At 59.2% G+C, this 22,726-nt stretch carries 20 protein-coding genes; 3 read left to right on the top strand and 17 right to left on the bottom strand.

The annotated features are described in order from the left end of the window. The first annotated feature begins 33 nt into the window (after positions 1–33). Positions 34–249, top strand: a complete 216-nt coding sequence (locus M5G26_RS04930; protein WP_007909901.1) for a hypothetical protein — start codon at positions 34–36, stop codon at positions 247–249. Between the two features lie 5 nt (positions 250–254). On the opposite strand, the gene yacG is transcribed toward M5G26_RS04930, so the two are convergent. From yacG to pilB, 5 genes are read right to left on the bottom strand one after another with little or no spacing between them, the layout of a single operon-like run. Then, entirely contained in the window at positions 255–455 is a 201-nt protein-coding gene (yacG, locus tag M5G26_RS04925) for a DNA gyrase inhibitor YacG (protein WP_007959585.1), read from the bottom strand. Beyond that, the gene (gene coaE / locus M5G26_RS04920) at positions 452–1,075 is read right to left on the bottom strand and encodes a dephospho-CoA kinase (RefSeq protein WP_134177320.1); all 624 of its coding nucleotides are present in this window, start codon (positions 1,073–1,075) and stop codon (positions 452–454) included. Before coaE ends, yacG begins: the two co-directional genes overlap by 4 nt. Next, positions 1,072–1,944, bottom strand: coding sequence for a prepilin peptidase (locus M5G26_RS04915; protein ID WP_095114084.1), 873 nt, complete (start codon positions 1,942–1,944; stop codon positions 1,072–1,074). The genes coaE and M5G26_RS04915 overlap by 4 nt, the downstream gene beginning before the upstream one ends. Position 1,945: 1 nt before the next feature. Beyond that, on the bottom strand, positions 1,946–3,163 hold the full coding sequence (locus M5G26_RS04910) for a type II secretion system F family protein (protein ID WP_273914597.1): 1,218 nt from the start codon (positions 3,161–3,163) through the stop codon (positions 1,946–1,948). A 2-nt stretch (positions 3,164–3,165) separates the two neighbouring features. Beyond that, entirely contained in the window at positions 3,166–4,866 is a 1,701-nt protein-coding gene (pilB, locus tag M5G26_RS04905) for a type IV-A pilus assembly ATPase PilB (RefSeq protein ID WP_273914596.1), read from the bottom strand. A gap of 226 nt (positions 4,867–5,092) precedes the next feature. On the opposite strand from pilB, the gene M5G26_RS04900 reads away from it, so the two are divergent. Together M5G26_RS04900 and M5G26_RS04895 are read left to right on the top strand one after the other, a co-directional pair. After that, entirely contained in the window at positions 5,093–5,524 is a 432-nt protein-coding gene (locus M5G26_RS04900) for a pilin (protein ID WP_038369043.1), read from the top strand. Between the two features lie 297 nt (positions 5,525–5,821). Continuing rightward, positions 5,822–6,178, top strand: coding sequence for a BON domain-containing protein (locus tag M5G26_RS04895; protein ID WP_047600285.1), 357 nt, complete (start codon positions 5,822–5,824; stop codon positions 6,176–6,178). 234 nt (positions 6,179–6,412) lie between these two features. Here the strand turns inward: M5G26_RS04895 and M5G26_RS04890 are convergent, their stop codons facing one another. The 12 genes from M5G26_RS04890 to M5G26_RS04835 form a co-directional block, all read right to left on the bottom strand. Further along, positions 6,413–6,709: a DUF2845 domain-containing protein gene (locus tag M5G26_RS04890; RefSeq protein ID WP_007909909.1), complete on the bottom strand. Its 297-nt coding sequence runs from the start codon at positions 6,707–6,709 to the stop codon at positions 6,413–6,415. Continuing rightward, positions 6,709–9,660 carry a DUF748 domain-containing protein gene (locus M5G26_RS04885; RefSeq protein WP_273914595.1) on the bottom strand — a complete coding sequence of 984 codons (2,952 nt, stop codon included), beginning with the start codon at positions 9,658–9,660 and terminating at the stop codon, positions 6,709–6,711. The genes M5G26_RS04890 and M5G26_RS04885 overlap by 1 nt, the downstream gene beginning before the upstream one ends. Positions 9,661–9,859: 199 nt before the next feature. Then, on the bottom strand, positions 9,860–10,876 hold the full coding sequence (locus M5G26_RS04880; RefSeq protein WP_273914594.1) for a class I SAM-dependent rRNA methyltransferase: 1,017 nt from the start codon (positions 10,874–10,876) through the stop codon (positions 9,860–9,862). 138 nt (positions 10,877–11,014) lie between these two features. Continuing rightward, positions 11,015–11,887 (bottom strand): oxygenase MpaB family protein, encoded by an 873-nt coding sequence (locus M5G26_RS04875; RefSeq protein WP_273914593.1) that lies wholly within the window; start codon positions 11,885–11,887, stop codon positions 11,015–11,017. A gap of 51 nt (positions 11,888–11,938) precedes the next feature. Beyond that, the gene (gene acs / locus M5G26_RS04870; RefSeq protein ID WP_273914592.1) at positions 11,939–13,876 is read right to left on the bottom strand and encodes an acetate--CoA ligase; all 1,938 of its coding nucleotides are present in this window, start codon (positions 13,874–13,876) and stop codon (positions 11,939–11,941) included. A 230-nt stretch (positions 13,877–14,106) separates the two neighbouring features. Next, positions 14,107–15,771, bottom strand: a complete 1,665-nt coding sequence (gene pgi / locus M5G26_RS04865; protein WP_102900508.1) for a glucose-6-phosphate isomerase — start codon at positions 15,769–15,771, stop codon at positions 14,107–14,109. 231 nt (positions 15,772–16,002) lie between these two features. Then, positions 16,003–16,383 carry an aspartate 1-decarboxylase gene (gene panD / locus M5G26_RS04860; RefSeq protein ID WP_003205654.1) on the bottom strand — a complete coding sequence of 127 codons (381 nt, stop codon included), beginning with the start codon at positions 16,381–16,383 and terminating at the stop codon, positions 16,003–16,005. A gap of 209 nt (positions 16,384–16,592) precedes the next feature. Then, positions 16,593–17,453, bottom strand: coding sequence for a pantoate--beta-alanine ligase (gene panC / locus M5G26_RS04855; RefSeq protein WP_273914591.1), 861 nt, complete (start codon positions 17,451–17,453; stop codon positions 16,593–16,595). Further along, complete coding sequence (gene panB / locus M5G26_RS04850; protein ID WP_038369034.1) at positions 17,450–18,250, bottom strand: 3-methyl-2-oxobutanoate hydroxymethyltransferase; 801 nt, start codon at positions 18,248–18,250, stop codon at positions 17,450–17,452. Before panB ends, panC begins: the two co-directional genes overlap by 4 nt. A 389-nt stretch (positions 18,251–18,639) precedes the next feature. Beyond that, on the bottom strand, positions 18,640–19,125 hold the full coding sequence (folK, locus tag M5G26_RS04845) for a 2-amino-4-hydroxy-6-hydroxymethyldihydropteridine diphosphokinase (RefSeq protein WP_273914590.1): 486 nt from the start codon (positions 19,123–19,125) through the stop codon (positions 18,640–18,642). A gap of 4 nt (positions 19,126–19,129) precedes the next feature. Further along, the gene (locus M5G26_RS04840; protein WP_038369032.1) at positions 19,130–20,533 is read right to left on the bottom strand and encodes a polynucleotide adenylyltransferase PcnB; all 1,404 of its coding nucleotides are present in this window, start codon (positions 20,531–20,533) and stop codon (positions 19,130–19,132) included. A 734-nt stretch (positions 20,534–21,267) separates the two neighbouring features. Then, the gene (locus M5G26_RS04835; RefSeq protein ID WP_134177340.1) at positions 21,268–22,704 is read right to left on the bottom strand and encodes a sigma-54-dependent transcriptional regulator; all 1,437 of its coding nucleotides are present in this window, start codon (positions 22,702–22,704) and stop codon (positions 21,268–21,270) included. Between the last annotated feature and the right edge of the window lie 22 nt (positions 22,705–22,726).

The following is a 22,726-nucleotide window of genomic DNA, read 5'->3' as shown; positions in this document are numbered from 1 at the left end:
CATGCTCGCGCAAATCCCTTCAGGAGCAGCGGCATGAGTGTTTACGAGTGGGCAAGACAGGAGACCCGGCAGAGTCTGGACATGGCGCAGGAGGTGGGCTTTGACCCGGGGTTGAGTTTGCGTGCCTTGCTCAGTGCGGTGGTGCAGCAGAGCAAGGCTGTGCGCAACGCCGAAGACCTGGCCGACGAGTTGCGCTTTCTGGCGGAAAACCTCGACGACGATCAGGACTACGGCTTTATGCGGCCCTGATCAGGTCAGTGGCGCGGATCGAAATCGCCGGAAAACAGTTCGTCCTCGGCATCCGGCGCGACCGGAATCTTGTGTTCTTCCGACGCCCAGGCGCCGAGGTCGATCAGTTTGCAGCGATCGGAACAGAACGGCCGAAACTTGTTTTCGGGGGTGAATTCCACGGGGGCGCCGCAGGTTGGGCATTCAACGGTGGGGATCTGGCTCATGCTTGGCCTCCGGATAAAGTCAGGTAAAAGTGATGCAGGCGCTCGACTTCGCTGTGCAACCAGGCGAGGTCGCGGTCATTGACCACCACGTCGTCGGCACGGCTCACACGGTCTTCGCGGCTCGACTGAGCCTTGAGGATCGCCTGAACCTGCTGCTCGCTGGTCTGGTCACGCTGCAAGGTGCGTTCGATCTGCAGTTGTTGCGGGGCGTCGATCACCAGGATGCGCTGGGTCATCGCGTATTGCCCGGATTCGATCAACAGCGGCGAAACCAGAATCGCGTAAGGCGATTTTGCCAGCGCCAGATGATGAGCGATTTCCTCGGCGATCAACGGATGCAGCAGCGCTTCGAGCCAACGGCGTTGCTCCGGTACTTCGAAGATCAGTTTGCGCAGGGCGGCGCGGTCCAGCGTGCCATCGGCCTGCAGCACGTCGGGGCCGAAGTGTTCGGCAATCTTCGCCAGCGCCGGGCGCCCCGGTTCAACCACCCAGCGCGCCGCGTGATCGGCATCCACCACGTGGACACCCAGATCAATGAAGTGCTGAGCTGCCGCGCTTTTGCCGCTGCCGATGCCGCCGGTGAGGCCGAGAATCCAGGGTTTTTCCACAGGGGTATTCATTTCAAACCGACAAACTGCCAATAGAAGTCGGTTATTTGACCACCCCAGAGCAAGGCAATCCAGCCAGCAATTGCCAGCCACGGGCCAAAGGGTATCGGCGTGGAGGTTTTCTCATTGCGCAAGCGCAGTAAAACCACCCCGATAATGGCGCCCACCAGCGATGACAGCAGGATGGTCAGCGGCAGAATCTGCCAGCCGCCCCACGCGCCGAGCAGCGCCAGCAACTTGAAATCACCGTGACCGATGCCGTCCTTGCCGGTCAGCAGTTTGAACAGCCAGAACACCGACCACAGCGTCAGGTAACCGGCCACCGCGCCCCACAGCGCATCGTGCAACGACACGAACAGGCCGAAACTGTTGACGATCAGCCCCAGCCACAACAACGGCAGCACCAGCACATCGGGTAGCAGCTGATGTTCGGTGTCGATCAGACTCATCGCCAGCAAACCCCACGTCAGGACAATCAGCAGGCATGCCGACCAACCGAAGCCGATATGCCAGGCGATGAAGGCAGAGAGCAGCCCGCAAGCCAGTTCGGTCAGCGGATATCGTTTGCTGATCGGCGCGGCGCAAGCTGAACAGCGCCCGCGCAGCCAAAGATAACTGAGCAGGGGAACGTTCTCCCACGGGCGAATGCGATGGGCGCAATGTGGGCACTCGGAGTGCGGCAGCATCAGGTTGTAGGTGGGCAGCGGCGTTTCGCCGGGCAAACCGAGCACGTCGTGGGCCTGCTGGCGCCAATCGCGTTCGAGCATTTTCGGCAGGCGCCAGATCAGCACGTTGAGGAAGCTGCCAACCACCAGACCCAGCAGCAGGGCAGTGAAAACAAAGGCCAGCGGATACAGGGCAAACAGTTCGTCGATAGGCATGTCAGATCGCTGAGCCGAGTTGGAAGATCGGCAGGTACATGGCCACCACCAGCCCACCGACGATAACGCCTAGCACCACCATGATGAACGGCTCCATCAGGCTGGTGAGGTTGTCGACCATGTTATCCACTTCTTCTTCGTAAAAGCCTGCAACCTTGTCGAGCATTTCATCTAGCGCCCCCGACTCTTCGCCAATCGCGGTCATCTGCACGGCCATGTTGGGAAAGACCCCGGTGGAGCGCATCGAAAAATTCAGCTGCATACCGGTTGAGACATCCTGGCGAATCCGCAGGACGGCACGTTTGAACACCACATTGCCGGTGGCGCCGGCCACTGAATCGAGTGCCTCCACCAAAGGCACACCGGCCGCGAACGTAGTCGACAGGGTACGGGCGAATCGCGCCACGGCGGACTTGTACATCAGCGTGCCGACCAAGGGCAGTTTCAACAGCCACGTGTCTTTGCGATCGCGTAGCGCCTGGGAGGTTTTCAGTGCGTGACGAGTGCCGAAAATCGCCGCGACCAGCGCACCGAGAATCGCCCACCACCATTGCTGCATGAACTCCGAAAGGCTGATCACTATCAGAGTGAAGGCCGGTAACTCTGCACCGAACCCCGAGAATACCGACTGGAATTGCGGCACCACTTTAACCAACAGGATTCCGGTCACGACCGCCGCGACCAGCACGACGGCGGTGGGGTAGGTCATGGCTTTTTTGATCTTGGCCTTGAGCCGTTCGCTTTTTTCCTTATAAGTCGCGACCCGTTCCAGCAAGGTATCGAGCGCGCCGGACTGCTCGCCGGCATCGACCAGGTTGCAATACAACTCGTCGAAGTATTGCGGCTTCTTGCGCAGGGCTGTGGCGAAGCTGTTACCGGCCGCGACCTCCTGTTTCACCTCGTCTACCAGTTTGCGCATGGCCGGGTTTTCAAAGCCTTCGCCAATGATGTCGAACGACTGCAGCAGCGGCACACCGGCCTTCATCATGGTCGCCATCTGCCGGGTGAACAGGGCGATATCCTGCGCCTTGATGCGTTTGCCAAAGCTCAATAACGACGCGGACTTCTTGCGCACCCTGCCCGGGTTGATTCCCTGTTTGCGTAGTTGTGCCTTGATCAGCGCCGGGTTCTGTCCGCTCAACTCGCCAGTGACTTTACTGCCTTTCCTGTCCGTGCCTTCCCAGGCATAAATACTGATTTTCGCTGCCTTGACCGCCATGTTCAGTCCTTGGTGACCCGGTTGATTTCTTCAAGGCTGGTAATGCCTTGCATGGCCTTGTGCAGCCCGGAGGTGCGCAGGTCGTCGAAGCCGTCGCGGCGCATTTGAATGTCGATTTCCAGCGAGTTGCCTTCGGCCATGATCAAGCGTTGCAACTCCGGTGTGTTTTTCACCACTTCATAAATCCCCACGCGTCCCTTGTAACCGCCGTTGCAGTGATCGCAACCGACCGGCTCGTAGATCGTGAAATGGCCGATGCGTTCCTCGGGGAAGCCTTCCTTGATCAAGGTTTCGCGTGGGATCTCGATAGGCTTCTTGCAGTGGCTGCACAGTTTTCGCGCCAGGCGCTGAGCGATGATCAGGCTGACCGAGGTGGCGATGTTGAAGCCGGGGATGCCCATGTTGTGCAGACGGGTCAGGGTTTCCGCAGCGCTGTTGGTGTGCAGGGTCGAGAGCACGAGGTGGCCGGTCTGCGCAGCCTTGATCGCGATCTCGGCGGTTTCCAGATCGCGGATCTCGCCAACCATGATCACGTCCGGATCCTGACGCAGAAACGAGCGCAGCGCTTGGGCAAAATCGAGGCCCTGTTTGGGGTTGACGTTGACCTGGTTGATGCCTTCCATATTGATCTCCACCGGGTCCTCGGCGGTGGAGATATTGATGTCGACGGTGTTGAGGATATTCAGGCCGGTGTACAGCGACACGGTTTTCCCCGAGCCGGTGGGGCCAGTGACCAGAATCATGCCTTGGGGCTGCTTGAGCGCGGCCATGTACAGTTCTTTCTGCGCGGGTTCGTAACCAAGCGCGTCGATGCCGATCTGTGCGCTGGACGGATCGAGGATCCGGATCACCACTTTTTCCCCCCACAGCGTCGGCAGGGTGTTGACGCGGAAATCGATCGACTTGCTCTTCGACAGGCGCATCTTGATCCGCCCGTCCTGCGGCTTGCGCCGCTCCGAAATATCGAGACTGGCCATGACTTTCAAACGTGCGGCGATGCGCCCGGCCAGTTGAATCGGCGGTTTGGCCACCTCGCGCAGGATGCCGTCGGTGCGCACTCGTACCCGGTAGTTCTTCTCGTAGGGCTCGAAGTGCAAATCAGAAGAACCGCTTTTGATCGCGTCGAGCAACATCTTGTGAACAAAACGCACCACCGGCGCATCGTCGGCGTCGAGTCCGCCAATCGTGTCTTGCTTGCTGTCGTCGATGGATTCGACATCGAGGCCATCGAGATCGACATCGGCCATGTCTTCCAGGCCACTGGCGTGGGTGTCGAAGAATTTCTCGATGGCGTCGGTGAGCTTGTCGTCCTCGACCAGAATGGCTTCGGTGCTCAGCCCGGTGCTGAACTGGATGTCGTTGATCGCTTGATGGTTGCTCGGGTCGGAAATGCCCACGAACAGTTTATTGCCGCGCCGCCACAGGGGCAGGGCATGGTGCTGACGCACCAGTTTTTCGCTGACCAGGCCTTTGGGCTGGGTTTCCTTGTCGAGGCAATTGAGATCAAGGAACGCCATGCCGAAATGCTCGCTGGCGATCTCGGCGACCTGCCAGCTCTTGACCAGTTTGTTCTGCACCAGATAGCTGACCAGCGACAAACGATTGCGCTGGGCCTGTTGCCAGGCTTGCTGGGCGCTTTTTTCCGTGAGCAGTTCGGCCTGGACCAATTGCTTGGCCAGACCGCTCAGAGCGATGTCATTCATGGGGATTCCGCACGCTTGCAGTTCATGACTTATAGCCTAGTCAAGTGACAGCGCCAAACACGGCCAATGCAGGTGACAAAAAGTGTCAGATAGTGCGGTTACGGGTTGTAGGAAATGGCGATGTATGTGGTTCGCGCCCAAGGGGCGGGGCTTCGAAGGCATTGGCATGGCCTATGCTGCTTCCCTTTCAGATCATGAGATTTCGACTCATGCATGGAGCGTGTCTATGAAAAAACAACAAGGTTTTACTCTGATCGAGCTGCTGATCGTGGTGGCGATCATCGGGATTCTGGCAACCATCGCCCTGCCGCAATATTCCAAGTATCAGGCGCGGTCGAAGGTGACGGCGGGGCTGGCGGAAATCAGTGCGCTGAAGGTGCCGTTTGAAGACACCATCAACCAAGGCACAAATCCTACCCTCGCAATCGTGAAGGGGGATGCGGTGACCACTACATCCAACTGTGCATTGTCGGCCACAGGTACCGCCGCTGACGGCGCGGGATCGATCGTGTGTACGATCGCCAATGCCCCGGCACCGGTGCTGGGTAAAACCATTACGCTGACGCGCTCTTCGGGTACCGGCGCCGGTGTCTGGAGCTGTGCTACCACGGTGGCACCGGACTATTCGCCAAAAGGCTGCACCGCCAGCGGTACATAAGTTGAATGTATGCTGAACAGAATGCCCCGCAGTGCGGGGCATTTTTCATTGCGCAGCCGTTCACAAAAGCTTCAATAATTTCAGCGTCTTAGGAACTTTCCAAAAAACCGCAACTTGCATGTGAATATTGCGCATGTCATGCAAATTGCATGATTCCGAAAATCTGCGATAAACATAAGTTGTTGATTTATAAGGATTTTGTGTTGATGGAAAAGTTGGCACAGCGTTCGCAACTACCTTGGTAACCCTGCTGACAAGACAACCAGCAGACTTTCCAGAAAAACAGGAGTTACTCGTATGAAGAAGTTCGCTATCACTGCCGCTGCTGCTACCGCGCTGACCCTGACCATGGCTTCCGGTGCATTCGCACAATCCACTCAGGCTACCCAGGCTCCAATGACTCTGGCTGCCGGTGAAGTTACCCAGGCTAAAGAAGCTACTTCTGACACCTGGATCACCACCAAAGTCAAAGCTGACCTGGTCACCGAAAAAGGCATTCCAGGTACTGACATCAAAGTAGAAACCAACAAAGGCGTTGTATCGCTTTCGTCGACTACTGCTGTAACTGAATCGCAGAAAGACGTTGCTGTTGCGATCGCCAAGAAAATCAAAGGCGTTAAAGCGGTCTCCGCTGACGGCCTGAAAGCCGAGTAAGGCATGACTTCTCGCCTGGACCGGGAGAAGGCGCGACAGACGGGCCGAGCAATACGTCTGCCGCAACTTTAGAGTTCATGCGAACGGTCACACGGAGGTGACCATTACGGGCCCCGACACTTGTGTCGGGGCCTGTTCTATTTTTAGAAGCAAAAGATCGCAGCCTTCGGCAGCTCCTACAATTGGAATGCACTTCCATGTAGGAGCTGCCGAAGGCTGCGATCTTTTGCTTTTTCAGTTACCGCGTTTGCTGTTGATCTGCCGCAGGCGATTGCCTTCAAAGCGCAGGTATTGGTACATGCCGTTGCTCGGGCCGTAGGTCCACTCCTCGACCTGAAACTCTTCGCGGCGATTGGCGCTGCGCTTGTAGCCCAACACATCACGGCTGACCGGCTCACCGCATTTCTGCAGGACTTCGCTGGACCGGTCGCCAAGGCTGATCAATTGACTGCCGCAGCGCAGCGTATCGGACGCCGAGGCGTGACTGGCCGCGAGCGTCATTGCGAGCAAGGCCAGCCACTGTAGTTTCATCATTCGGCGTCCAGATGCATTTGCGTCACCACGCGGCCATCGCTCTCGGCTTCACCGAGATTGGCGTCGATGAAGTACACGCGGTCATCTGCCAGTTGGCCTTTATCGACGAGGTAGTCCTTGATGCTGCTGGCACGGTCCTGACCCAACTGACGCAGCAACACATCGCTGCCACTCCAGAACTGGATCACGCCTTCACGCATCTTCGCCGTGCGTTCTTCCTTGCCCAGATCCTTCCATTCGGCCGGCGGCTGGGTTTTCAGGCGGGTGCGGTAAATGCCTTCGAGCAGTGGACCTTTTTCGCTGTCCGGCACTTGCAGCAATGAAGCTTGGGCCGGGACTTTATCGCCGCGACGCTGGAGCATCTTGTAGTAGTTGTACTGGTATTCACGTTCCAGACGTTGCTCGGCGAGTAACGGACCGTCACTGCTTTTGGCCGCAGTGCCTTCGATTTCCAGACGCAGTGCCGGACGCTCCTTCAGCGCCTGGGACAATTTGACCAGTGCGGCCTCGGCATCCTTGCTCAACTCGCTGGAACCCGGAGCAAACGAAACGGTGCCAAGGTCTTGCGAACCACCGCCACTGATCAGCCCGCCAATCATTTTGAACGGCGCGGCGGCGGCTTTGACGATCAGGTTGCGCAAGGTCTGCCAGACAATCGGCATCACGCTGAATTGCGGGTTGTTCAAGTCGCCGGTCACCGGCAATTCGATGGAGATCTTGCCGTCGACATCCTTGAGCAGGGCAATCGCCAGTTTCAGCGGCAGGCTCACGGCATCCGGGCTGTCGACCTTTTCACCGAGCTGCAATTGCTCGACCACCACTTTGTTCTCGGCTTTGAGCTGGCCCTTGGTGATCAGGTAGTGCAGGTCGAGGTTGAGCCGGCCTTTGCGGATGCGGTAACCGGCGAATTTGCCGGAGTAGGGCGTCAGCGTGGTCAGCTCGACACGTTTGAAACTGGTGGCGATGTCGAGGCTGGCCATTGGGTCAAATGGATTGACCGCGCCCTTGATGGTCACCGGTGCGTAGCGATCGACCTTGCCTTTGATGTCGACGCTGGCCGGTTTCGCCTGACGGCTGTCGATGGTGCCGATCTGGCCGTTGAGTTGCTGCACGGCGGTGGCGAAATTGGGCGTCAGGCTGAAGTCGGCGAAGTTCGCCGAGCCGTCATTGATCGCGATGCCACCGATGTGAATGCCCAACGGTTTCTCGTTGCTGGCCGGTTTGGCTGCCGTGGTTTTTGCGCCGCTGTCGGCCGGTTGCGGGATCAGCAGGTCGTCGATGTTGGTGGTGCGATCATCGTTGATCATGAACCGTACATAAGGCTGGAACAGGTTGACCCTGTCGATCGACAGACTGTCGCCGTGCTGATAATTCAGGCCTTCGACCACCACTTGCTGCCACTTGAGGAAATCGCGGGTTTTCAGGGTGTCGAGGGTGTGCAGTTGATCGATCTGCGCGCGGCCGGTGACGCTGAGTGCCAGCGGTTCGGTGCTTTTGAGGTTGACCTTCAGGTCACTGCCGAGCATGCCGCTGCGCAGTTCCAGGCGAATGAAAGGATTGATGTAGGACTGCGCGACACGCAGGTCGATGTCCTGGGTTTTCACATTGAGCTGGGCGTTGACCGGGGCGAGATTGACGGTGCCGTCGGCCGTGATCTTGCCTTGCTTGCCCACGCCGCTATCGAGCTTGAGCTTGAAGGGCGAACCGTTGAGGCTGTCGAAGTCTTGCAGGTCGACGTTCAGCGGGGTGATATCCAGTGCCACCGCAGGTGTTGCCGAGCGGTCGGCCAGATGCACAGTGTAGTTACGCAATTGCACGTCTTTGAGCAGCACTTGCCAAGGCTTGCTCGGCGCAGTCGGTTCAGCTTTCGGCGAGTCGGCAGCAGCTGGCGTACTGGCTGGTTCTGCGGCGGCTTTGGCGGCGGGTTTAGACGGTTGGCTGGCGAACAGTTTCTGCCAGTCCAGCTGGCCGTCGGCTTCGAGGGCGGCCCAGGTTTCCAGTTTGTTGCTGCGGATCTTGCCGACCACGACTTGTTGCTTGGCCAGATCCACCGAGGTTTCGCTGACGTCGAGGCGTTCGAGTTTCGCCAGTGGCCGGCCGTCCGGAGCCTTGATGGCGAACGGCGCGATGCTCACCGCGACGTTGTTCAACTGCAGCTCGGTTTCTTTCGACAGATTGAGTTTGTATTCGCTGCTGAGGCTGATCACGCCGTCTTCCAGCACCAGCGGCACCGAATCACGCACGTAGGGCCAGAACGCTTTCATCTTGCCGTCGGTGACTTTCAGGGTGCCTTCGGAAGTGAACGGGATCAGGCTGAAATTGCCACTCCAGTCGATCCGCCCACCGGCCGGGCCGATGGCGACCAGGGTCATGTCGGCGCTGTCTTCGGGTAGGGTGCTGAGGTTTTTCAGTTCGAAGCTGAGGTCGTCGTAGAGGAATTCGATCGGCTCGCTCGGGCGCACGTCTTCAAAGTGCACGACGCCGCCGGCCAGTTTGATGTTGTCGATGCGCAGCGGGAACGGCTTGGCGTCCGGGTCGGTTGGTGTTGGCTCACTGGCCGGCACATTGAACAGGCCCAGCAGGTTGAGCTTGCCGTCTTTGGCGAAGAGGATTTCGCTCTTTGGCTTGTCCAGCTCGATGTTGGCCAGATGCAGGGCTTTGGTCCACAGACTGTCGATTTGCAGGTCGGCGTACAGGCGATCGAAGCCGATCTGTTCCTTGCCCGGCTCGCCGATGACCAGCCCCCACAGGGTGACTTCAAGGCTGAACGGGTTGAGTTCGATACGCTGGATATGCGCGGGCACCGTCGCGTAGTTGGCCAGTTGCTGATTGGCTACCCGCAGAGCGATGCCCGGCAAAATCAGAAACCCCAGCAGGCTGTAGAGGGCCAGAGCAGTCAACAGGGCGCCAATCGCGCGAATCAATCCTTTGGGCATGTGCGGCTTCATCTGTCTGAATCGGAGTGCCTTGGAGTATGGCACGCGATTCTGGTTCCGAAGTACCTCGCGTGGGGCAGGATTGTTCAGATTTGTCTCAAAACACAGAACCCCTGTGGGAGCTGGCTTGCCAGCGATGAGGGAATACCAGTCGACAACTTTGTTGACTGACCCACCGCAATCGCTGGCAAGCCAGCTCCCACAGGGTTGTTTATAGCTGCAGGATCAGGGTTTTCAACGGCGGTTGCTGGTCCATGGACGGGAAGTCGGCGCCCGGGGTCATCACGCTCCACTCACGCACCGGTCGCCCGGCCTTCTCGGCACAGCGCAGCACCTGCTCGCGCCAGTCGTCCATGCTGACTTTCGCCAGGTTGTTGCAGCAGATCAGCACGCCGTTGTCGGCGGTGGTCAGCAGGGCCGGTTTGAGCAAGCTCTGATAGTCGCGCAGCAGGTCGACGGTGCCGAATGCGCTCTTGGCCCAGGCGGGCGGGTCGAGCAGGACCAGATCATATTGGCGCTGATCGAGGCGCTGGTAGCTCGGCAGTTTCTGTCCACGGCGCTGACTGATCGGCAGACCGGCGAGTTGCCGGATTGCCGGAAAGTAATCGGACTGGATGAACTGCATCTCAGGCAATTGCGGGTTGAGCAGACCGTTTTCGCGTCCGACCGCCAGATTGCCTTCGGCGAAATCCAGGTTGCACACTTCACGCGCGCCACCGGCGGCGGCACTCAGGCCAACGCCGCAGGTGTAGGCGAACAGGTTGAGCACGGATTTGCCCTTGGCGTGATCCTTGACCCAGCCGCGCGTGTTGCGCAGGTCGAGGAACAGCAGCGGATCCTGCCCGGCATGACGCCCGCGCACGCGGTAGTTCAGGCCCCACTCGTGGCCGACCAGATCCGCCAGTGCGGCGTCGTCGGCTTTGTAGACGCTATCTTCGCGGTCGATGCGCGAGTTGCCACGGGAGCGGTCGTTGTAAACCAGCAACGTTTCCAGGCCCAAAGCTTGATTGACCACGGCGTGCAGTTGCAGCAGGTCATCGCGCTCGAGCGTCTGGTGGAAGCTTTGCACCAGCAGTTGCGGGCCGTAGCGGTCGATGGTCAAACCACCGGCGCCTTCCTGGCTGCCGTGAAACAGCCGATAGCAATCGGTGCCCTGGCTGTGCAGCTCGGCGAGCAAGTCCTGGCGTTGATCGAGGGCGGCGCGCAGCGCCTGATTCAAGGAAGACATGCGGGCGCCTTGCTGGAGAGAATTGGGGCGCGGGAGTTTAGCAGCTTGGCGGGTAACCGAGGTGCTGCCTTCGCGAGCAGGCTCGCTCCCACATGGAAATGCATTCCAAATGTGGGAGCGAGCCTGCTCGCGAAGCTTTTAGGTCAGCAAACCCATTCGGCGTTTGGCCCGTTGCACTGAGCCATTGCGCATCGCCCAGCGCAGCATCGGTGCACTACGTTTGACGCTGGCGCGAATCAATTGCCGTTGCAGCGAGCTCTGCCGGACATCAAGCATATCGCTGGCCCAGTCCGGCAGCAGGTCGATGCCGGCCTTCATCATCAAATCACCAAATGGTCGCGCCAGAGCACTCGGCGCCGGTGCTGCGAGCAACAATCGAAAAACCTCACGGCTGCGTTCATCGCACAACAACTGCGGGCGCATGCGTTGCAGATACTCGGCCACGGCTTGCCGTGATTTCGGCACCTCCCGCGCGCCCAGGCGTTCGGCAATCACGGCAATCTCTGCGTAATAACGATCCTGATCCGCCCCCGACAACTGCGGGTTGCGATAGCGCAAATGCGCCGCCAGAAAGTTACTCACTTCCGCCACATGCACCCACGTCAGCAAATCCGCATCGCTGGCCGCGTAAGGGCGTCCATCCGGCGCGGTGCCGACCACTTGCAGATGAATGGTGCGCACTTTCTCGATCAGCCAGTCGGCGTCCCGGCGCGAGCCGAACGTGGTCCCGGAAACAAACTGACTGGTGCGCCGCAAGCGTCCGAGCATATCTTCACGGAAATTCGAATGATCCCAAACCCCGGCCAGTGCCAGTGGATGCAAGGCTTGCAGTAACAACGCGCTGATACCGCCGATCAACATGCTGCTGAAATCGCCGTGCACCTGCCAACTGATCGAATCCGGACCGAACAGGCCGGGATCGCCCTTGGGGTTTTCCAGGTCGAGTTGACCGAGTGACAGCCCGGTCAGGCTCATGAGCTGGTTTTCGATACGACTGCGGATGAATTCCATGACCACTCAGTGCGAAAGGGCGGGCGCGGCCGGTTGACCGCGCCCGGGGTATTACTGATTGAGGCGCTTGTCGATCAGGCCTTGCACCACACTCGGGTCAGCCAGGGTCGAGGTGTCGCCGAGGCTGTCGAGTTCGTTGCAGGCGATCTTGCGCAGGATGCGCCGCATGATCTTGCCTGAGCGGGTTTTCGGCAAGGCCGGCGCCCACTGGATCAGGTCAGGTTTGGCGAAGCTGCCGATTTCCTTGCTGACGTGGGCCAGCAATTCTTTTTTCAAATCGTCATTGGGTTCGGTGCCGTTCATGGGCGTGACGAAGGCGTAGATGCCCTGACCTTTGACGTCGTGCGGGTAACCGACCACGGCGGCCTCGGCGATGCTGTCGTGCAGCACCAGCGCGCTTTCCACTTCAGCGGTGCCGATGCGGTGGCCGGAAACGTTGATCACGTCGTCGATGCGCCCGGTGATCCAGTAGTCGCCATCCTCGTCGCGGCGTGCGCCGTCGCCGGTGAAGTAGTAGCCGGGATAAGGTTTGAAATAGGTGTCGACCATTCGCTGCGGGTCGCCATAGACGCTGCGGATCTGCGCCGGCCAACTGGATTTGATCGCCAGCACGCCGCTGCCGGCGCCTTTGATTTCCTTGCCGTGCTCATCGAGCAGCACCGGTTGTACGCCGAACATGGGTTGTGTGGCGCAGCCCGGTTTGATCCGCTGGGCGCTGACCAGCGGGCTGAGCATGATGCCGCCGGTTTCAGTCTGCCACCAGGTATCGACGATAGGGCAGCGCTGTTCTCCTACGACGTTGAAATACCATTCCCACGCCTCAGGGTTGATCGGCTCACCGACGCTGCCGAGCAATCTAAGGCTGGCGCGCGAGGTTTCTTTCAATGGTTCGGCACCTTCTCGCATCAACGCGCGCAGAGCAGTGGGTGCGGTGTAGAAAATATTGACCTTGTGCTTGTCGATGACCTGCCAGAAGCGTGAACTGCTCGGGTAGCTCGGTACGCCTTCGAACATCAACGTGGTCGCGCCATTGGCCAGCGGGCCGTAGACGATATAGCTGTGGCCGGTGACCCAGCCGACGTCGGCGGTGCACCAGAACACTTCGCCGTCGCGGTAATCGAGCACGTATTTGAAGGTCATCGCCGCTTGCAGCAAATAGCCGCCGGTGGTGTGCAGCACGCCTTTGGGTTTGCCGGTACTGCCGGAGGTGTAGAGGATGAACAGTGGATCTTCAGCGTCCATCGGTTCTGGCGGGCAATCGTCGCTGACGTCGCGCACAGCCTGGTGATACCAGAGGTCGCGGCCCTCGACCCAGTCGACCTTGCCCTGGCTGCGTTCGACCACCACGACGGTGCTGACGTCCGGGCAACTCTGCAGGGCTTTGTCGACATTCTGTTTCAGCGGTACGAACTTGCCGCCGCGTACGCCTTCATCCGCGGTGATCACCGTGCGGCAGTCGGCATCGAGAATGCGATCACGCAGGGAATCGGGGGAGAAACCGCCGAACACCACCGAGTGAATCGCGCCGATCCGCGAACAGGCGAGCATGGCGTAAGCAGCTTCGGGGATCATCGGCATGTAGATGCACACCCGATCGCCTTTCTTCACGCCACGGCTTTTCAGCACATTGGCCAGGCGGCAGACATGGTGATGGAGTTTTTTGTAAGTAATTTGCGCCGATTCTGCCGGGTCGTCGCCTTCCCAGAGCAGGGCAGTCTGATCGCCGCGCTTTTCCAGATGGCGGTCGATGCAGTTGTAACTGACGTTCAGTTTGCCCCCGGCGAACCAGGCGGCTTCACCGGTTTTCAGGTCGTAGCGCTGAACGGTCTGCCACGGCGTGCTCCAGTCGAGGAAGCGCGTGGCCTGTTCGGCCCAGAAGGTGCTGGGGTGTTCAATGGATTCGCGGTACAGGCGCCGATAGTCTTCCTGACTCAACTGAGCAGCCCGGCGGACGGCATCGGCTTTGGGGAACGTGCTGATATCGAACATGACGGTTCCTTATTCTTGTTGTGCGACAAGAGGGGAGCTGTACGACCCTCGTAGGAGCTGCCGAAGGCTGCGATCTTTTGATCTTGTTTTTTAAGGTCAAGATCAAAAGATCGCAGCCTTCGGCAGCTCCTACAGGGATCGTGTACGCCACCGATTCTGCGATTAGCCCGGTGCCGTGGAACTGTCGATGTTGCAAGCTGTAGGGGCAGGCAAACCGCCCCTTCAGCCTATCACCCGCGGTGACGACCGCGGAAGTAGTTGATCAGGCCCTGAGTGGAAGGATCGTCAGCGGTAGTTTCATCGCTGCCGACCAAGCGGTTGTAAACGCCTTTACCCAGTTCCTTGCCCAGTTCCACGCCCCATTGGTCAAAGGCGTTGATGCCCCAGACCACGCTCTGTACGAACACTTTATGTTCATACATTGCCACCAGTGCGCCGAGACGACGCGGGCTGATGCGTTCAACCACAATGGTGTTGCTCGGACGGTTGCCCGGGATCACCTTGTGCGGTGCGAGTTTGTGCACTTCTTCTTCGCTCATGCCCTTGTCGCGCAGTTCTTGCTCGGCTTCCGGCAGGGTCTTGCCGAGCATCAGCGCCTGGCTCTGCGACAGGCAGTTGGCGTACAGCCACTGATGGTGGTCGGAGACCGGGTTGAAGCTGACGATCGGCACGATGAAGTCGGCCGGGATCAACTGCGAACCTTGATGCAGCAACTGGTGGTAAGCGTGCTGACCGTTGCAGCCGACGCCGCCCCAGATCACCGGACCGGTATCGGTCGACACCGGCGTGCCGTCCTGACGCACGCTCTTGCCGTTGGATTCCATGTCCAGTTGTTGCAAGTGCTTGGTGATGTTACGCAGGTAGTGGTCGTACGGCAGGATCGCGTGGCTTTGCGCGCCCCAGAAGTTGCCGTACCACACACCGAGCAGGGCCAGCAGCACCGGCATGTTCTGTTCGAACGGTGCGGTCTGGAAATGCTGGTCCATGGTGTAGGCACCGGACAGCAGCTCCTTGAAGTTGGACATGCCGATGGCCAGCGCAATCGGCAAACCGATCGCCGACCACAGCGAATAACGACCGCCGACCCAATCCCACATCGGGAAGATGTTTTCTTCGCGGATACCGAACGCAACGGCCGCTGCGTTGTTGCTCGATACGGCGATGAAGTGACGATACAGCTCGGCTTCCGAACCGCCCTGCGCCAGGTACCAGGCACGAGCAGCCTGAGCGTTCTTCAGGGTTTCGAGGGTGTTGAACGACTTCGACGAAACGATGAACAGCGTGGTCTCGGCGCGCAGCTTTTGCGTCAGCTCGTGGAATTCGCTGCCGTCGATGTTCGCCAGATAATGGCAACGCACGCCTTTCTGCGCGTACGACAGCAGCGCTTCGGAGACCAGCTCAGGGCCGAGGAACGAGCCACCGATGCCGATGTTGACCACGTCGGTGATCGGCTTCTCGGTGTAACCACGCCATAGACCGTCGTGAATGCGGCCAACCAGATCGGTGATCTGGTTCAAGACCTTGTGGACCTCCGGCATCACATTGACGCCATTGACCGACAGTTTGTCGCCTACCGGGCGGCGCAGGGCGGTGTGCAGCGCCGGGCGGCCTTCGGAAGTGTTGACGATTTCGCCTTCAAACAGCGCTTTGATCGCGCCCTTGAGATCGACTTCATTGGCCAGACCGACCAGCAGGTTGCGGGTCTGGGCGTTGATCAAATTCTTCGAATAATCGAGAAACAGTCCGCAGCTGCTGAGGGTGAACTGGTTGAAGCGCTGCGGATCGGCGTTGAAGGCTTCGCGCATGCTGAAATCCTGCATGGCTTGGCGGTGATCTTTCAACGCTTGCCAGGCGGGCAGAGCGGTAACGTCTTGAGGAGTGAGGTAATACGCCATCGCTGCGGTTTTCCTTTTTACTTGAACGGCCTTTTGAACACTGAACAGACCCGGCACGCCCTGTTTGGGCATGGGATCAACTGCGTCGACACGATTTCCGGACACAGGGCGAATACAGTAAACCTCGCGCTGCGTTCTGTCTTGACTTTGTCTGACCAGATCCCTGTACTTTTTTAACATCCAGACCGGGAACTGGCCGACAAACGGAGGGGGAGCGGGGCGATTTCGCGATCAGGCGAGCTGAACCGGGATGGCGTTGCTGGTGTGGCTCAGTTCATTGCCCGGCGCCATGTAGAGCATGCGCGGCTTGAAATTGACCAGCTCGGCTTCGCTGTAATGGGCGTAGGCACAAATGATCACGCGGTCGCCGACCTTGGCCTTGTGCGCAGCGGCGCCGTTGACGGAGATCATCCGCGAACCCTCTTCACCACGAATCGCGTAGGTGGTGAAACGCTCGCCGTTGTCGACGTTGTAAATCTGGATCTGCTCGTATTCACGGATGCCGGACAAGTCCAGCCACTCGCCGTCGATGGCGCACGAACCTTCGTAATCGAGCACTGCATGAGTGACTTCGGCGCGGTGCAGTTTGGCCTTGAGCATGATCGCGTGCATGAGGGTTTTCCCGGGTTGGAATCGAACGGCGGGCAGTGTGCCCGAAGGCTTTTAAGGCGGCAATACAGCTGGAATGCAATCTTTATGACGCTGAAAAACACTGTAGGAGTGAGCCTGCTCGCGATGGCGGTGTGTCATTCAACACTAATGCTGACTGACACACCGCCATCGCGAGCAGGCTCACTCCTACAGGGGGCGATGCGGTGTTTTTAAGCCGGGGTGTCGAGGTTCAGGTGCAGGTTGTCGATCAACCGCGTTGTGCCGAGGAACGCCGCCACCAGAATTACCAGATCACGGTCTTCAGCCGTCGCCGGACGCAGGGTCAGCGCATGGCGGATTTCCAGATAGTCCGGACGCAGCCCCGCAGCTTCCAACTGCTGCACCTGAGCACCGATCAGCGCCGGGAAGTCGCGTTCACCTTGCTTGATCGACTCGGCAATGTTGCTCAGCGAGCGATAGACCACCGGCGCCACCGCACGTTGTTCATCGCTGAGGAAACCATTGCGCGAGGACAGCGCCAGGCCATCGGCAGCGCGCACGGTCGGTTCGCCGATGATCTGGATCGGCATGTTCAGGTCATGCACCAGCGCGCGAATCACCGCCAGTTGCTGATAATCCTTCTGGCCGAAAATCGCCAGATCCGGCTGGACCATGTTGAACAGCTTGCTGACCACGGTCGCCACGCCTTCAAAGTGCCCCGGACGGCTGGCGCCGCACAGGCCTTCGGACAATTGCGGCACGCTGACCCGAGTCTGCCCGGCCATGCCGTCGGGGTACATTTCCTCGACAGTCGGCGCGAAGAGCAGGGAACAACCGGCGTCGAGCAGTTTTTCCTGGTCCGCTGCCAAGGTGCGGGGGTATTTGTCGAGGTCTTCGCCGGCGCCGAACTGCAGCGGGTTGACGAAAATGCTCGCGACCACGAAATCGACCCGCTGCGTGGCTTTGGTGATCAGCGCAACGTGACCGCTGTGCAGGTTGCCCATGGTCGGCACGAAGCCGATGCGCTTGCCTTCGCTGCGGGCGCGGGCTACAGCGGCGCGCAGTTCGCGTACGGTTTTAACGGTGTTCATGCAGAGAATCCGTGTTCGATGCCAGGGAACGTGGTGGCTTTGACTTCGTTGACGTAAGCCTTCAGCGCGGACTGGATGCTGTCCTGACCGTGCATGAAGTTCTTCACGAACTTCGGCACGCGGCCAGTGATCGACAGGCCGAGCATGTCGTGCAGCACCAATACCTGACCGTCGGTGGCGTTACCGGCACCGATGCCGATCACCGGAATCTTCACCGCCTGGCTGATTTCAGCGGCCAGTTCGCTCGGCACGCATTCGAGCAGCAGCATCGCCGCACCGGCCTGTTCCAGCGAGATCGCATCGGCACGCATCTGCCGTGCCTGGTTCTCGTTGCGCCCCTGCACTTTATAGCCACCAAGAATGTTCACCGCTTGCGGGGTCAGGCCCATGTGTGCGCACACCGGTACACCGCGTTCGGCGAGCAGACGGATCGACTCGGCGAGCCACAGCTGACCTTCGACCTTGACCATGTGCGCACCGGCCTGCATCAGCATGGCGCTGTTAGTCATGGTTTGTTCAAGGGTGGCGTTGGCCATGAACGGCAGGTCGGCGAGGATCAGGGCATCGCTGTTGCCGCGTTTGACGCAAGCGGTGTGGTAGGCCATTTCTGCAGTGGTCACCGGCAACGTGCTGTCGTGACCTTGCAGGACCATGCCGAGGGAGTCGCCCACCAGCAGCACTTCGACACCGGCCTCGTTGCAGGCGTGGGCGAAGGTCGCGTCATAGCAGGTCAGCATGGTGATCTTTTCACCTTTCTGCTTGAGGCTCTGGAGCGTGGTCAGGGTGATGGCTGGCATGTAAAAAATCCTCGTTCAGGCGCTCTGGAAACTACTGCGAGTAACGCGCGTGATTCTTCATCTACTCAGGCGCACGCTCTTTTGTCGTGCTTATAAGGCCTGGATTGCGCCCGTATGTGCCGTGTTGGCGGCAGCGGGACGCCTATAGTCGTGATGAGCCAACAGGAAGTCAATTGCGTGTGTTACCGCATTGTTACGAGGGGAGTGTTACCGGCGTTACTGATGCGATTCAGCGGCGCGGCGGGGCTGATTCGACGGTTTTTTGTCCGACAATAAATCTGGATATGGAAAGCTATTCCTGTAGGAGCTGCGGAGCGCTGCGATCTTTTGATCTTGATTTTGAAGATCAAAAGATCGCAGCGTTCCGCAGCTCCTACAAAGGATTTATGTCAGGCGTGGGGGAGGCGTTCCAGGCCGACGAACGGGCAGGCTGCCAGCAGGTCGGGCAGGGTGCGGCCGTCGGCCAGGCGCAAATCTTGCGGCGCCAGTTCGGCAAGGGGATAGAGCACGAACGCGCGTTCCTGAATCTGGTAATGCGGGACTTTCAGGCGTGGCTCATCGATCAGTCGATCACCGAACAGCAGAATGTCCAGATCCAGCGTACGCGGGCCCCAGCGTTCGAGGCGTTCGCGACCTTGGTCATTCTCGATGGCTTGCAATGCATCGAGCAGTTCCAGTGGGGCGAGCGAGCTGTCGAGCGCCGCGACCGCGTTGGTGTAACGCGGTTGGCCCGGCAGCAACGAGTCGCTTTGATAGAAGGCGGAAACGCCAGCGAGGGTGGTTTGCGGCAATTGCCCGAGCGCCTCGACGGCGCTGCGCAATTGTTCGGCCGGGTCAGCGAGGTTGCTGCCCATGCCGATGTAGATGCGTTCCATGCCTTTACTCGCCGGTCGAAGCGCTCGGTGCGCCGGCGCGTTTGCGTTTGGAACCGCTGCTGCGGCGACGTTTGCGCGGCGCGCCACTGGCGTCATCACCTTTACCGCTGAGGTCGCGAATCATGTCGCGGCGTTCGCTGTCGTTGGCGTCCTGATAATCCGTCCACCATTCGCCCAGGCCATCAGTCTCCTCACCAGCGCTTTCACGCAGCAGCAGGAAGTCGTAACCAGCGCGGAAGCGTGGGTTGTCCAGCAACAGGTCGGCACGTTTGCCGCTGCGCCGAGGCAGGCGCTCCTGCATGTCCCAGATCTCGCGGATCGGCATGGTGAAGCGTTTTGGAATCGCGATGCGCTGGCACTGTTCGGCGATCAGTTCGTGGGCGCCTTCCTGCATCGCCGGGATCGGCGGCATGCCACGTTCCTGCAAGCGCAACACGCGGGCCGGCAGGGCAGGCCACAGCAGTGCGGCAAACAGGAAAGCCGGAGTGACCGGTTTGTTCTGCTTGATGCGCAAATCGGTGTTGGTCAGCGCTTCGCTGATCAGCGTGTGGGTGTATTCCGGGTTATGTTCCAGCGCATCGGCGCTGGCCGGGAACAGCGGGGCGAACAGTTGCAGGTCGACCAGCATTTCGAAAGTGATCGCGCCGTGGCCCGAGAGGAACAGCTTGAGCACTTCTTCGAACAGACGCGCCGACGGGATCTCGCGCAGCATCGGTGCCAGTTCGCGGATCGGTTGCACGGTGTGCTTTTCGATGCCGAAGTTGAGCTTGGCGGCAAAACGCACGGCCCGCAGCATGCGCACCGGGTCTTCCTGATAGCGCTGCTTCGGATCGCCGATCAGGCGGATCAGGTGATTGCGGATGTCATGTACGCCGTTGGCGTAATCGAGGATGCGCTCGCTGACCGGATCGTAATACAGGGCGTTGATGGTGAAGTCGCGGCGTTGCGCGTCTTCTTCCAGGGTGCCGTAAACGTTGTCGCGCAGAATCCGCCCGCTTTCGTTACGCGAAGACTGGTTGCTGTCTTCGTCGTCTTCGTTGACCGGGTGATTGGCGCGGAAGGTCGCGACTTCAATGATTTCGCGACCGAAATGAATGTGCACCAGTTTGAAGCGGCGACCGATGATCCGCGCATTGCGGAATTCGGCACGGACTTGCTCGGGCGTGGCGCTGGTGGCGACGTCGAAATCCTTGGGCGTGATGCCCAACAGCATGTCACGCACGCAACCGCCGACCAGATAAGCCTGGTAACCGGCACCTTGCAGGCGTTCGACGATATTCACCGCATAGCGGCTGAACTGCGTTTTCTGCAGCGAATGTTGGCCGCTGTTGAGCACTTCAGGGGTGCTGCGGATGTGTTGCGTACGACGCACGGGAGTTCGGAATGACTGGAACAACTTCTTCAGCATGGGATGCACTGTTTGAAGGAATGTTCGGCCATACCAAAGAATGACCGCATGATGGGCGCAGATTCTAGCATTTAGTCGGGGGATGGTGTAGGACACGGCAGATTTGAGCTGTAAGCCGCAAGCTGCAAGGGGCGAGCAAGGGAAATTCGAAGGATTTTGCCGCGAGGGAGAAACTACAAGGGGAGCCGAAGCTCCCCAAGAAGTAGTTGCGTGCTCTTTTTATTATTGATTCGGGCTTCTTGTTTTTGTTGAGTGCCCTCGCCACGAAGTGTTTTCTTCGTGACCCTCCCAATCGGGAGCCAAGAGCAAACGGATTGCTTTGGTCGCTGAATTGCAGTGATCTCTCGATCCAACCAGTACAGGCTCTGTCTTAGGACAGTTTTTGTTGTTCTCGGCCTGGTCGTGGGGCAAGCCCCAAATACAACGCCTCTCCAAAAGAATCAGTTAGCTGCGCCTCTCGCCGTCTTGTTTTTATTGTGCGTGAGTCGATTCGTCTTATTTTTATTGTCTTGTGCATTGCTTGTTATTGTTCTTGTACTGAACATATAGCAGGTGCCGTGCCAACTTTTGCGAAGCCCAATAAAACAAGGGGTTAGGTCGATATAACCGTTTTGTCAGGGCGAAAAAAAGCCGGGGTTTCGTTACCGATAACCCCGGCTTCTGTTACGTGAATCGACTGAGGTAACAGTTTTTTCACCTCTTCAAGCGTTACCCGCACACTCGACAGGTAACGTTCAGCTCTCGCTGGCGACCCCGGTCTTGCGCCGCGGAATGCCCAGACGCTGACGACGTTCCCACAGACATTTACGGCTGACGCCGAGTTTGCGCGCCAGTTCGGTCTCGGTCATGTGGTCCTGATGCTCAAGGACGAAGTGCTGAAAGTAATCTTCCAGCGATAGGTCTTCGGTCGGCTCATGGCTGCTATTGCCGGTGTTACCCGCCGTCTGCGGTGGCAGACCGATGAACTCGTCGTCTTCCAGATCGCTCAGCTCGATGTCGATGCCCAGCAGGTCGGCGGAGATTTCCGGGCTTTCGCTCAGAATCACCGCGCGTTCGACCGCGTTCTCCAGCTCACGCACGTTACCCGGCCAGGAATAATGCCGGATCGCCTGCTCGGCATCCGCGGCAAACTTCAGGTCGGTACGGTTGATGCGCGCACTCTGGCGAGCCAGGAAGGCAGTGGCGATTTCGTTGACGTCGGCGCCGCGCTCACGCAGGGCCGGCAGTTTCAGCGCGATCACGTGCAGGCGGTAATAAAGGTCTTCACGGAACTGGCCGATTTTCGCCAGGCTCTTCAGGTCCCGGTGAGTCGCGGCGATCAGGCGCACATCGACTTTCTGCGACTGCACCGAGCCGACCCGACGAATCTCGCCTTCCTGCAACACACGCAGCAGGCGGGCTTGCGCCTCAAGTGGCAGCTCACCGATTTCGTCGAGGAACAACGTGCCGCCGTCCGCCGCTTCAACCAGACCGGCACGCCCGGCGCTGGCGCCAGTGAACGCGCCTTTCTCGTGGCCGAACAGTTCGGACTCGATCAGGCTTTCCGGAATGGCCGCGCAGTTCACCGAAATCATCGGCGCCTTGGCGCGTTTCGACAGGTTGTGCAGGGCGCGGGCCACCAGTTCTTTACCGGTACCGGACTCGCCCTGGATCAACACATTGGAATCGGTCGGCGCGACTTTACGGATCTTGCTGTACAGATCCTGCATCGGTGGGCAGGAACCGATGATGCCGATTTCACCGTTACTGTTGTCAACGGCGGATTTGCCGCTGCCATTGGTCGGTTTGCTGGCAACCGCTTCGCCGGCCGCCGGTGCCGATTGGCGATCACGCAGGATTCGCGCGACAGCCTGAAGCATTTCATCGTGGTCGAAAGGCTTGGCGATGTAATCCACCGCGCCCATCTTCATCGAGTCGACCGCCGAGCGCAGGCTGGCGTAACTGGTCATGATCAGCACCGGCGTGCCCTGGCCGAGCTTGATCAGCTCGGTACCCGGCGCGCCCGGCAAACGCAGATCGCTGACGATCAGATCGAACGTAGGAATGGTGAAGCGTTCTTGTGCTTCCTGCACTGAACCGGCTTCGCTGACCTGGTACTGATTGCGTTCCAGCAGGCGGCGCAAGGCGGAGCGGATAATTGTTTCGTCTTCGACGATCAAAATGTGCGGCATTGATTCGATACTCTCGACGGTC

Source organism: Pseudomonas sp. TNT2022 ID642 (assembly GCF_028656995.1).
GTDB lineage: Bacteria > Pseudomonadota > Gammaproteobacteria > Pseudomonadales > Pseudomonadaceae > Aquipseudomonas.
The sequence above is the reverse complement of the archived record's forward strand: the minus strand, read 5'-3'. Positions and strand labels throughout refer to the sequence as shown.

Coding starts and splice junctions, on each gene's coding strand:
- M5G26_RS04930 (WP_007909901.1), top strand. CDS start 34: ATGAGTGTTTACGAGTGGGCAAGACAGGAGACCCGGCAGAGTCTGGAC.
- yacG (WP_007959585.1), bottom strand. CDS start 455: ATGAGCCAGATCCCCACCGTTGAATGCCCAACCTGCGGCGCCCCCGTG.
- coaE (WP_134177320.1), bottom strand. CDS start 1,075: ATGAATACCCCTGTGGAAAAACCCTGGATTCTCGGCCTCACCGGCGGC.
- M5G26_RS04915 (WP_095114084.1), bottom strand. CDS start 1,944: ATGCCTATCGACGAACTGTTTGCCCTGTATCCGCTGGCCTTTGTTTTC.
- M5G26_RS04910 (WP_273914597.1), bottom strand. CDS start 3,163: ATGGCGGTCAAGGCAGCGAAAATCAGTATTTATGCCTGGGAAGGCACG.
- pilB (WP_273914596.1), bottom strand. CDS start 4,866: ATGAATGACATCGCTCTGAGCGGTCTGGCCAAGCAATTGGTCCAGGCC.
- M5G26_RS04900 (WP_038369043.1), top strand. CDS start 5,093: ATGAAAAAACAACAAGGTTTTACTCTGATCGAGCTGCTGATCGTGGTG.
- M5G26_RS04895 (WP_047600285.1), top strand. CDS start 5,822: ATGAAGAAGTTCGCTATCACTGCCGCTGCTGCTACCGCGCTGACCCTG.
- M5G26_RS04890 (WP_007909909.1), bottom strand. CDS start 6,709: ATGAAACTACAGTGGCTGGCCTTGCTCGCAATGACGCTCGCGGCCAGT.
- M5G26_RS04885 (WP_273914595.1), bottom strand. CDS start 9,660: ATGAAGCCGCACATGCCCAAAGGATTGATTCGCGCGATTGGCGCCCTG.
- M5G26_RS04880 (WP_273914594.1), bottom strand. CDS start 10,876: ATGTCTTCCTTGAATCAGGCGCTGCGCGCCGCCCTCGATCAACGCCAG.
- M5G26_RS04875 (WP_273914593.1), bottom strand. CDS start 11,887: ATGGAATTCATCCGCAGTCGTATCGAAAACCAGCTCATGAGCCTGACC.
- acs (WP_273914592.1), bottom strand. CDS start 13,876: ATGTTCGATATCAGCACGTTCCCCAAAGCCGATGCCGTCCGCCGGGCT.
- pgi (WP_102900508.1), bottom strand. CDS start 15,771: ATGGCGTATTACCTCACTCCTCAAGACGTTACCGCTCTGCCCGCCTGG.
- panD (WP_003205654.1), bottom strand. CDS start 16,383: ATGCACGCGATCATGCTCAAGGCCAAACTGCACCGCGCCGAAGTCACT.
- panC (WP_273914591.1), bottom strand. CDS start 17,453: ATGAACACCGTTAAAACCGTACGCGAACTGCGCGCCGCTGTAGCCCGC.
- panB (WP_038369034.1), bottom strand. CDS start 18,250: ATGCCAGCCATCACCCTGACCACGCTCCAGAGCCTCAAGCAGAAAGGT.
- folK (WP_273914590.1), bottom strand. CDS start 19,125: ATGGAACGCATCTACATCGGCATGGGCAGCAACCTCGCTGACCCGGCC.
- M5G26_RS04840 (WP_038369032.1), bottom strand. CDS start 20,533: ATGCTGAAGAAGTTGTTCCAGTCATTCCGAACTCCCGTGCGTCGTACG.
- M5G26_RS04835 (WP_134177340.1), bottom strand. CDS start 22,704: ATGCCGCACATTTTGATCGTCGAAGACGAAACAATTATCCGCTCCGCC.